The organism is Acinetobacter sp. OYA S30 (assembly GCF_033599315.1).
GTDB lineage: Bacteria > Pseudomonadota > Gammaproteobacteria > Pseudomonadales > Moraxellaceae > Acinetobacter > Acinetobacter baumannii.
In genome coordinates, this window is sequence record NZ_JAWVAV010000062.1 from 1 (window position 1) to 11,222 (window position 11,222).

General features: G+C 36.6%; 7 protein-coding genes and 1 pseudogene. 7 read left to right on the forward strand and 1 reads right to left on the reverse strand.

The features are described from left to right. The first annotated feature begins 398 nt into the window (after positions 1-398). A complete protein-coding gene (locus tag R5R67_RS18010; protein WP_000732214.1) occupies positions 399-905 on the forward strand; it encodes a hypothetical protein in 507 nt (168 codons plus the stop codon). Between the two features lie 196 nt (positions 906-1,101). Continuing rightward, positions 1,102-1,584, forward strand: coding sequence for a hypothetical protein (locus tag R5R67_RS18015; RefSeq protein ID WP_000691656.1), 483 nt, complete (start codon positions 1,102-1,104; stop codon positions 1,582-1,584). An 81-nt stretch (positions 1,585-1,665) separates the two neighbouring features. Here the strand turns inward: R5R67_RS18015 and posA are convergent, their stop codons facing one another. After that, positions 1,666-5,664: a delta-poly-L-ornithine synthetase PosA gene (posA, locus tag R5R67_RS18020; RefSeq protein WP_002062072.1), complete on the reverse strand. Its 3,999-nt coding sequence runs from the start codon at positions 5,662-5,664 to the stop codon at positions 1,666-1,668. A gap of 583 nt (positions 5,665-6,247) precedes the next feature. Between posA and R5R67_RS18025 the strand changes: the two genes are divergently transcribed. From R5R67_RS18025 to chrA, 5 genes and pseudogenes are all read left to right on the forward strand, one after another. Continuing rightward, the gene (locus R5R67_RS18025; protein ID WP_001264183.1) at positions 6,248-6,802 is read left to right on the forward strand and encodes an SgcJ/EcaC family oxidoreductase; all 555 of its coding nucleotides are present in this window, start codon (positions 6,248-6,250) and stop codon (positions 6,800-6,802) included. 318 nt (positions 6,803-7,120) lie between these two features. Further along, a pseudogene (locus R5R67_RS18030) lies at positions 7,121-7,477 on the forward strand (tyrosine-type recombinase/integrase); the annotation flags it as partial. A 72-nt stretch (positions 7,478-7,549) separates the two neighbouring features. Then, positions 7,550-8,428: a TIR domain-containing protein gene (locus tag R5R67_RS18035; RefSeq protein WP_000027438.1), complete on the forward strand. Its 879-nt coding sequence runs from the start codon at positions 7,550-7,552 to the stop codon at positions 8,426-8,428. Between the two features lie 333 nt (positions 8,429-8,761). Beyond that, the gene (locus R5R67_RS18040) at positions 8,762-9,700 is read left to right on the forward strand and encodes a chromate resistance protein ChrB domain-containing protein (protein ID WP_002065076.1); all 939 of its coding nucleotides are present in this window, start codon (positions 8,762-8,764) and stop codon (positions 9,698-9,700) included. Positions 9,701-9,746: 46 nt separating this feature from the next. Continuing rightward, the gene (gene chrA / locus R5R67_RS18045) at positions 9,747-11,168 is read left to right on the forward strand and encodes a chromate efflux transporter (RefSeq protein WP_002040866.1); all 1,422 of its coding nucleotides are present in this window, start codon (positions 9,747-9,749) and stop codon (positions 11,166-11,168) included. Positions 11,169-11,222 lie beyond the last annotated feature (54 nt).

Genomic DNA, 11,222 nt, shown 5'->3' on the forward strand with positions numbered 1-11,222 from the left:
GAAAGGGTTAGCAGACTAGTATTATCTCAAACTAGCACACCCGAAGGTGTCCCTCTCCCGTCCTACCGCTACGGGAAAGGGACGAGTAGTTCACCACACAAGACTATTCCTCAGAAGGAATGACTCTGATGCGGGAGATAATACACGGTCTGCTAAAACCGGCTGGCAATGTGGCCAGCAGGCAAAGAATAGTGCTCAACCCTTTTGCAGTCAAGCACACAAAATGACATTTGTTTTAAATTAGATCATTAAAAAGTAAGGATAAATAATGGGTGAATTATTGTTAAATGGGGGTTTATAAAGGGGAAGATAATTGGCTTGGGAGGCTGTTTTATTCAGCTGTAAAGATTGTATACAAGGTGTATTATGTTGATTTCATATAATCTAAATTATTCAATATGAAAAAATTAGATGTCCAAATAAGCAAGATAACAGAAGTAAAAAATCCTATTTACTATGGAGATGATCTCTTACACTTGTATATTCATACTGAACAAGCAAGCTATATTCAGTTTTTTTGCTTGGATTTGTTTTACTACACAGACAATATTAATGAGTTACTTGCATGTATTCTTAAACAAGAAACAAGGGGAAACTATTCATTTAGAGAATGGATTGTTAATACAGAGTTTAAAGAAATATCTATCCAAGAATTAGTAATAAAAACTAATGGTCTAATAAATCAATTAGATATGATTTTAAAGGGATCTCCAGAGAACTTAGGTGCCAAACTCTTGAAAGAATACTTATGTACTTTAAATTTTGAAAATACTACAAATAGTTATGAAATATTAGGTTGCTCTAAAATTGTCCCTAATAGTCCTGATGAAGGTGGCCCAAATTATCAGTTTTTTTGGGAAAATAAGGGAAAATTATATTTTTTGCATATTCATTTAGAATCATAAATTCTTCTATTTAATACAATGGGCATTATCTGAAGTATAAAAATAAAAAGTGCTCCGCCCTTCTTTCTAGCTTTCACAAAAGAGATTTTTATTAGATACAACCCAATTTAACGTGCAGGTAAAAAATTTTACTTGAGCTTAGAGTAAGCTCCAACCTTAGAATCATTATGATATTTAGTAACAAAGGTACTATTTGATGAAAATAATCTTACTTGTGTTGATTAGTCTACTTATAGCACTCACAGCTATTTATTATTTTAATAAAAAAGAATCTGATATATCTCCAACAGAATTTGTTCTCAATTGGGGAGAAAGAATGAAAAACTCACCGAATGGTGGACCAGGAAGAAATTGCTTCCCTACTGCTTACTCCTCAGTTCGTTACCCTGAATTAAAAGAAGAATTATTAGAAGCTAAAAAACTTAATATGTTTCATCCCGATCAATCAGGAAATGGACTTTTAGAGATCCCTTTAAGAAACTGTTTTAGTGAAGCAAAGCTTGTTGAATTAAAATTTGATAAATCTAGAAATATGGCTTGGGCTGTATATCGCTGTGAGAAAGATGGAATGGGGCTAGAAGTAAAATTATCTAGTTATGAGGAATGGTGCAGCTATACCACATATCTAAAAAAATGGAATTTTCCTATAGGAAAATATACTCCTATTTCTATGCCTTAGACTTTTCCTTTTATTTAAATAAAAAAAATTATAAACAAAAAAGCCCCTGTTCTACAGAGGCTTTTTTAATTGAAAACTTAATTATTTATGAACCCAAGGTACGGCTGGTGACCCAATCCACGCAGATTTAGCCGGAATATTTTCACCTTTCATGACCAGTGTTAATGGACCTAACACTGCATGATTGCTCACGTTTGCGTTATACAAAATAATACTGCGCGCATTGACCACTACATCATGCCCCACGTTCACTTGCCCAATTTTCATAATACGGTCTTCAAACAAGTGAGTTTGCGGGCCAGAAAAGCTATTAAACTCGGCACGGTCACCAATGCTGACACAGTCAAACTCGGTAATATCAGCCGTATCCATATAAACGTCTTTACCAATACGAACCCCTAAAATACGCAAGAAGAATGGCAACATTGGTGTTCCTCTTAAGTAGTTTAAGAAGTTAGGAATCGCAACTGATTCATATAAGCTGGTAATCCCTTCACTTAACCATACAAACATGGTCCACATAGGTGCCGAACGCGGTTGATAGCGACCAATCAAAATCCACTTTAATAGCGCAACAATAAGGAAACAGCCAACACCATAAAGCAGCCCTGCGAGCGTTAATGCAACCAGTCCTGTCTCAATATTGTAGTTATTAATCACATCAATAACGTCTAGTACGATCATATAACCCACCCCAATCGCAAGTGCGGCTGGCAATACAATACGAAGCCCTTCAATAAAACCACGCATTAAACGGCGCTTAATACTTGGTTTAAAGGTTAAATGGTCAGGATATTTTTCAGCAGCTTCACGTGCAGGTAACAGCAACGCCGGAGAACCAAACCAAGTTTGTCCATCATACATTTCACGGTTATCTGGTGTTTTTGATTGCACGCCAATTAAAACATTGTCTGGTAACACTGTCCCATCAGCAATATAAGCACTATTTCCCACAAAACTACGGTTACCGATTTTGGTTGCTTTTAAAGACATCCAACCGCCTTTAATCTCTTCATCACCCAGCATTACAGCATCGGCAATAAAGCTTTCTTCACCCAAAGTCAGCATTTCTGGAATGACACCAGTTGCGGTAGAAATTTCGGTATTTTTACCTACTTTTGCTCCCAGCATACGGAACCATGTAGGCGCATAAATGGTGGCAAACAAGCCATGTAAGGTTTGTAAACTCGTTTCTAAAATTTGGGCCGCAAACCATTTACGATAATACGTGCTGCCATGAACCGCATAGGTTCCGGTTTCAAGACGCGGCAATGCAATTTTACGCAGACCTGAAGAAATCACCGCAGTAATCATCATCATCATTGCACTAGCCGGAATCGCTAAAATGAAATAGTAAAGCGCGATTTGCAAATGGTTGTTCGGGTTAATATTAAATACATTTACATCTAACCAGTCGACCAAAAGGAAGCTTGGAAAAATTGGAATAAAGAAAAGACAGGCAATAATTAATGCGCTAACGCCATAGTATCCATATTCAGCAATTTTACGTATAAACGATAGTTTAGGACGCTCTGGCAATTTAGCTTGCTCATCTATATGCCCTATTTTCTGAGCAGGTGTTCCATCCCAAATTTCGCCCTCAGGTACAACCGTGTCATATTCAATTGAAGTTAAGGCATTTACATGAGCTTGTTTTTCTAACACTGTATTTTCTTCTAATACAGCATACGAACCTACATAACTGTCTTGTTTAAGGTGAATTGAACCTAATACCAAGTGGCCATGTTCAACTTTGGCATTTTCTAAATTCACCTGAGAACCAATGCTCACGCCATCTTCAATAATCAGTAAAGATGGCATACGAATATGTACGGAACTAATGGTAACGTCGTGGCCGATTTTTGCGCCAAGTGCTTTCAAATATAAGTTAAGTAAAGTCGAACCAGATAAAAGATAAACAGGTGAAATATTACTAATACGGTCTGCTAGCCACCAACGGAAATAGGTTAATCCCCATAATGGATAACGCCCTGCGCCAATTCCTAACATTAATAGTCGTTTTACCGTAATCGACAGTACAAAACTGCTCATAATGACACTGACATACACCAATAAAGACAACGCAATCGCATACGGAATACTGTCGCGGGTTCCACCGGTAAAGTAGTGATAGGTAAAGAATGGCGCTAACCACTGCAAAATATTAATCGAGATTAAAGCCGGAATAGTAACGAGCTGGGCAATACCACATAACCATTTATAAGTCTGATTACGAGGGTTATCTTGCCCAATTTGGCTATCAAATAAAGTAGGTTCAGGCTGCTCTAACATGAGTGCAGCAATCGCGCCTACTCTTCTCGCTTGATATAAGTTTTGAATGGTCAGATGGCTATATTCCGCATGCTCACGCAGATTTGAAATTAAAACAGCGGCGAGTAGTGAATGCCCGCCTAAATCATCAAAGAAATCAGAATCGAGTTTAATCGGCATGTTTGGGAACAAGCGATTCAAAATTTCAAACAAGATTTCTTCGGCTAGGTTCTGTGGCTGGTCAGATTCACTGCGATCTACCACACTCGTGAGCGGTCTTGCTTTTAAAGCTTTACGGTCAATTTTCCCAGATAATAGACGTGGAACTTCTTCAATAATCTCAAAACGATTTGGCACCATATAAGGCGGTAATCGCTGACTCAAGTTATGACGTAGTTCTTTAATTTCTATAGCTTGCTTTGCATCAATTTCTGGTGCAATAAACGCAATAAGTTGATCAATGCCGTCTTCAGGACGAAGAATAACGGCTGCCGTACCAATTCCGTCAATATCGCAAAGCGCAGCTTCGATCTCGCCAAGCTCTACACGGAAACCACGGATTTTAACTTGGTCATCGGCACGACCTAAGCAGTGTACTTGACCAAACTCATCAATTTTAGCCAAATCCCCAGTACGGTAGAGTAATTCTTCCTCTATACTCATTGCCCAAGGGTTTTCAATAAACTTATCTGCGGTTAAATCAGGTCGTCCTAAATAGCCTTGTGCCACACTTGGACCAAAAATACATAACTCCCCTGTTTCACCTTGCTCGAGCAACTCTCTTTCAGAGTTAATGACCAACATACCGTAGTTTGGTAAGGGCTTGCCAATGGTGACAGGTTTACCGCGTTCTAATAACTCAAGACTTGCAGAAACCGTGGTTTCGGTTGGTCCATAGGTGTTAAACATTTGATGATGAGGTAATGCCCAGCGATCAACCAGTGAGTCTGGACACATTTCCCCACCTAAATTAATAATTCTTAAATTAGGTACGTCTTCAGGAAATAAGGCAAGTAACGTTGGAACAGCGTGCAGTACTGTAATTTGTTCCTGTTTTAAGGTTTGGCATAACCGCTCAGGATCACTGACAAGTGACTTCGGTGCAATCCACAACGTTGCACCTACCAAATAAGAAAGCCAAATCTCTTCAAACGACATATCAAAAGCGACTGAAAAGCCTTGATAGACCTTGTCTTGCTCTTGAATACCCAAAATACTATTTTCACTACGTAAAAAGTGACAAATATTTTTTTGAGTAATCACAATCCCTTTGGGTTTACCTGTCGAACCCGAGGTATAAATAATATAGGCAGGTTGATCTGGAGTGGTTTTCGCTAAACTTACACTTTCGCTTAGTGGTTTTTGCAGCTCGGTGTTGGTCCATTTTGTTTGGGGCACTTCAGCTAAATGTTCATACCATTCATCTGTAGTAATCATTCCTACCGCTTCGGCATCTTCAAGACATACCGCAATACGGTCCGCGGGCGTATCCATATCAAAAGGAAGCCAAGCTGCACCGCTTAAACAAATGGCCAGTTGAGCTTTTAAAAGCTCAATACCACGCGGCAACCATAGCCCTACAATATGACCTGGCTTTACCCCTTTTAAAGCCAGATGTTGAGCCATAATTAAGGCTTGCTGATACAGCTCACCATAACTCAGCGTTTTATCTGCTTCAATTAAAGCCGTTTTATCAGGAAGAGTTTGTGCAGTATGAGCAAAAATATCGGATAAGACTTCATTCTGCAAAAATTCCGGATGATACTTTCCACGAATTACATTTTTCGTGTTCGTTACAAACTGGTTCATTTTTATACTCTCTTAATTTTCTGATTTGGCTTAAATGAAGTCATAATTTATTTTTCTGACCCATTAACGAAATCTAGATAGGCCATAAATTAATTAAGAGAACTTAAAGCAAGATTAAATTTTTTAGTTTTGTTGTTTATTCAACACAGTAAGAACCTTAGCTGTTAATTTTAATTTATAAATAAAAATCAAATAGTTAATATTATTGTTCTAATTTTATGATTATCTTTAAGATAAAAACGTACAAAACTAATGAAGTAAAAAACTAGAATTCACAAGATTTATATAGTTCTCATTTTAATTAAACTAATAAAAGCTATCCTGTATACAAATTCTCCATATTTTAAACTTAATTGTTTAGCTCTGAATTATTAAAAGAGTTCTTAAAAAATAAAAGAGTATATTTAAATTTATGCATGATGTTTGATTATTAGCATTATATTAAAGTTGTATGCATCAATTCTTTTTAACTTATATCTTTATCTGGATTTTATAAAAACTTAACTCCATTAAGCGGATTGAGCGAGCAGTTGTTTATCTACTTTCCTCATAACTCAACCGACCCTATTTGGTGTGGTGAGTTGTGAGGGTTAAAACGAAGATACTCTTGGAAGGCGAGCTAAGATCACCTGTTTCATTTAAGCATGTCGAAGTATCTTTATTTATAATATTTGAAAATGGACTTAAAGAATTAAACAGTGGTGCTGGTATGAGTCAACACATAATAAACCCAAAAGAAATACCTTTAGCATTTCAAACCGCTTGGAATAAGCATGATATGCAGGCCTTTGCTGCTCTTTTTGATAAAGAGGCGACTTTCGTTAACCGTTTCGGTCACTACGTTAAAGGAGTTGATGAAATTATTGCAATGCATCAACCTATTCATGAAACCATTTATCGTGATTCAACACTAGAGAATGAGCTGATAGACCTCATACCTATGAGTGAGGATATATGTATTTCACATTTTTGGAGCCGCCTCACTGCGGGCGTAGCTCATCCTCAAGGGCCTCATCAGATTGATACTCTCATTCTTACTGTGCTCACCCAGAAGAATCATTCTTGGTACATTCAGGCGCTAGAAAATGTCACTTTGACGAACCCTCGAACGGGAGAGACCATACTTAGAAATATATAGAAGGGAGCACGATCATTTTTTAGTAATTTATATGCATAAAAAAAAAGCCCTTGTCATTAACAAGGGCTTTTTAAGAATTTTGGCGGAAGCGGTGTTAGTCAAATTAAACAACCAAACCACTGATAAACATACAAAAAATAATTTAATTTTAGTTTTTTACTGTTATTTTTACTACAATAAAATTTCAACCAATCATTTGTTTATATTTCATTCACCTGACACTATTCTTGCTTAGTAAGCTAATGATTGTAAATTACAAATCATCTTAAACTACCCATTCTAAGACAGTTCATGTAATTTTACCTCAATTAAGAGTTCATTCGAGAATATATTCAATTAGAAGATTTTATATTCCCCGCCCCACGTAGTGGTGAAATGCTTTCCGACATGCCATTGACTACACTAATCAAGCGTATGCATGAACAAGAACTAAAAAATGGCTTAGGCTATATTGATCCAAAACAGAATCGTATAATTACCACACATGGCTTTCGGTCTACTTTTCGTGACTGGTCTGCGGAAAAAACTAATTATGCGCGTGAAGTCTGTGAACATGTATTAGCGCACAAACTACCAGATAAAGTTGAAGCTTCTTACTTGCGTGGAGATTATCTAGATAAACGTAAAGAATTAATGGCAGATTGGGCAGAGCACTGCTCTACGCTTACAGAGTGATGTAACACATAAACCTTGTATTTCGCCTAACCAAATAATAATCTTACCCTTTATATTTATCATAGAGCCAACATGTCAATACAAACTATAAGCAGTACCATAACAAGGTTAAATAAGGAGTTAGCAGATATTACTCATCGAATGAGCTTAGAGCAGAAAAAGGGAGCTGATATAATTTCTAAAATTTTACAAATTCAAAATTCTATCGGGAAGACAACTAGCCCCTCTACATTAAAAACAAAGTTATCAGAAATTAGTAGGAAAGAACAAGAAAACGCTCGTATACAATCAAAACTTTCAGACTTACAAAAGAAAAAGATTGATATTGATAATAAGCTGCTGAAAGAAAAGCAGAACCTTATAAAAGAAGAAATACTGGAAAGAAAAAAATTAGAGGTCCTGACTAAAAAACAGCAGAAAGACGAAATTGAACATCAAAAGAAGCTGAAACGTGAAATTGATGCTATTAAAGCTTCTACCCAATATATTACTGATGTTTCAATATCATCTTACAACAATACAATACCTGAGACGGAACCAGAATATGATTTGTTTATTTCACACGCTTCAGAAGATAAAGAAGATTTTGTCAGACCGCTTGCAGAGACATTACAGCAACTTGGAGTAAACGTTTGGTACGATGAATTCACGTTAAAAGTTGGGGACAGTTTACGTCAAAAAATTGATAGTGGTCTCCGAAACTCTAAATACGGTACCGTTGTTCTTTCAACTGACTTTATTAAGAAAGACTGGACCAACTATGAACTTGATGGCTTAGTAGCTCGAGAAATGAATGGCCATAAAATGATTTTACCGATTTGGCACAAAATTACTAAAAATGACGTTTTAGATTATAGTCCGAATTTAGCCGATAAAGTCGCCTTAAATACTTCTGTAAATAGTATTGAGGAAATTGCCCATCAATTAGCTGATGTTATCTTAAATCGATAAGCGCCTTCTAAAAATTAAAATTTTGACTGAGATTTACAAATAACCTAATTCTCAGTCAACTTTTGAACACCCTACAATTTAGACACTTTACAATCAATAATTTAATTATAACTAAAACAATTTTTTTTGTGATGAGTAATACTGAATTCACAAATATTGATGTATATTGAAACAATAAAACCAAATAATTTATATAAAATCAAAAACTTAAAAAATTCTTCTTTAGCCATTTCCGCCCTTTAATATTTCTTTTGATATAAGAAATCGATTCTTCATATTTGTATCCAAGCCAAATTAATGTTATATATTTAACAAATAAGTTGAGTATACAACATGAAAATATCTTTACTCATATCCTCTTTGCCTACACAGAACACATCTACACGTATGAGAGTATGGCGTTCTCTTAAAGCAAGTGGAGCCGCAATCCTTAGAGATGGTGTGTATTTACTTCCCATTTCTCATAGCGAGAAATTTGATCCTATTGCAAGTGACGTTATTTCAGAGCAAGGCTCTGCGTATGTATTCCATGCGGAGCAGCCTTTAAACCTTGAATTAGCTCCTTTCTTCAGTCGAAAAGAAGAATACGATGTCCTCTATAAACAACTCTCTGAGTTAAGAGATCGTCAATCTAAAGATGAAAAGAAAGAGCTGCTCAAGCAAATCCGTAAATTAAGAAAAAGTATCGATGCACTCGTAGAAATTGACTATTACCCCGATGAGACTCAAGCACAGGTACTAAATGAACTTTCTGCTTTAGAGCTTTCAATAGCTCGACTTGGTGAAGTGAATGAGCCTCAAGCAATACAAGCACATATTCAACTTCTAGATAAAAATAGTTATCAAAACAAAATATGGGCAACTCGTAAGAGACCTTGGATTGATCGTCTAGCCTCTGCATGGCTAATCAAGACTTTTATTGATTCAACTCCTACATTTATTTGGTTAGAAACACCAAGTGAATGTCCAGAAGAAGCTTTAGGATTCGATTTTGATGGTGCAGCTTTCAGTCATATCAATCACTGGGTTACCTTCGAAGTTCTTTTACATAGTTTTAATTTAGAAACACCTGCTTTGAAAAAAATTGCAGAGATTGTCCACTATCTTGATATTGGCGGGATTGAGCCACCCGAAGCTTCAGGCATAGAAACCGTCTTTGCAGGAATACATGAAAACATTACAGATGATGACCAATTATTAGTCGCATCAAATGCAATCTTTAATGGCCTATTGTCTAGCTTTAATAAAAATAGCTCTGTACTGAATGATTAAACGCATCAAATACTTTTTAAATTTCAAAAATTTAGGTGAAATAGCAATGAATACAAATGAAGATTCCACTGCTTTAGCTGAAAGCATTCCCCCACATGAACTTCATGGTGTTTCATTTCGTGAAGCTTTTTGGGTATGGCTTAAAGTAGCTGCGCTTAGCTTTGGTGGACCTGCGGGGCAAATCGCAGTAATGCATAAAATTTTAGTTGAAGAGAAACAATGGATTAGTGAAACGCGTTTTTTACATGCCTTAAATTACTGTACACTTGTTCCTGGTCCTGAAGCACATAAGTTGGCTGTATACATAGGTTGGTTATTACACCGAACACGTGGCGGACTCGTTGCGGGTACTCTCTTTATTTTACCGGGTCTACTTGCATTAGGAATACTAAGCTGGATTTATGCAAGTTATGGTCAGATTAGTATTGTTCAAGCATTATTCTTTGGATTAAAAGCAGCCGTACTTGCAGTAGTTCTTGAAGCTGTCATGCGTGTAGGTCGTCGAGCCTTAAAAAACAAGGTGATGGTCATTGTCGCTATCTTGTCATTTATCGGCATCTTTATCTTTGCTTTGCCTTTTCCATTTATTATTTTAGTTGCTGCGCTTATCGGTTACATCGGAAATAAAAGTGGAAGTAAAGCATTTAACGCCTCCTCATCTCATTCTGACGCTAATAGCTCTAATGCTTCATTAGCAGCTATTGATGCTGCTTTTGCTAAGCAGATCCCAGAGCATGTACAACCTTCCCATACAAGAGCTCTAAAAATTACTCTCATTGGTTTGGTCTTATGGCTCGGCCCACTTATAGCTTTTATTACTTTAATGGGCAAAGATAATGTTTATACGCATATCGCTCTATTCTTCAGCAAAATGTCCGTACTTACGTTTGGTGGTGCTTATGCAATTTTATCTTATGTTGCACAGCAAGCCGTCGAAAACTTCCATTGGCTTAAACCTAGTGAAATGCTGATCGGACTTGGTATGGCTGAAACCACCCCTGGCCCCCTGATTAGTGTAGTTCAGTTTGTAGGCTTTATGGCAGCGTATCGAGACCCAGGATCATTGAATCCTGCCTTGGCTGGTACTCTTGGAGGTATATTAGCGAAATGGGTAACATTTGTACCCTCTTTTCTATTCATTTTTATTGGTGCTCCATATATTGAAGCATTAAGAAATAATAAGGCTTTAAATGCCATACTTTCGACAATTACAGCAGCTGTTGTTGGAGTGATCCTTAATCTATCAGTGTGGTTTGCATTACATACATTATTTGCTGAAGTTAATGTAATTCATAAATATGGAATGGTTTTACAAGTTCCAGTTTTATCCAGCATTAACCCATGGTCACTAATGTTATCAATCATAGCTATGCTTGCTTTATTCCGTTTCAAACTTGGAATGATGACTACTTTAGCTGGTTGCTGCGCTATAGGAATTATTCTTCACTTTTTCGGGATAAGCGGCTAATCACTTATAACTATATAAAAATGTTTTAGTTGGACTTATTTGTCCAACTAAAAC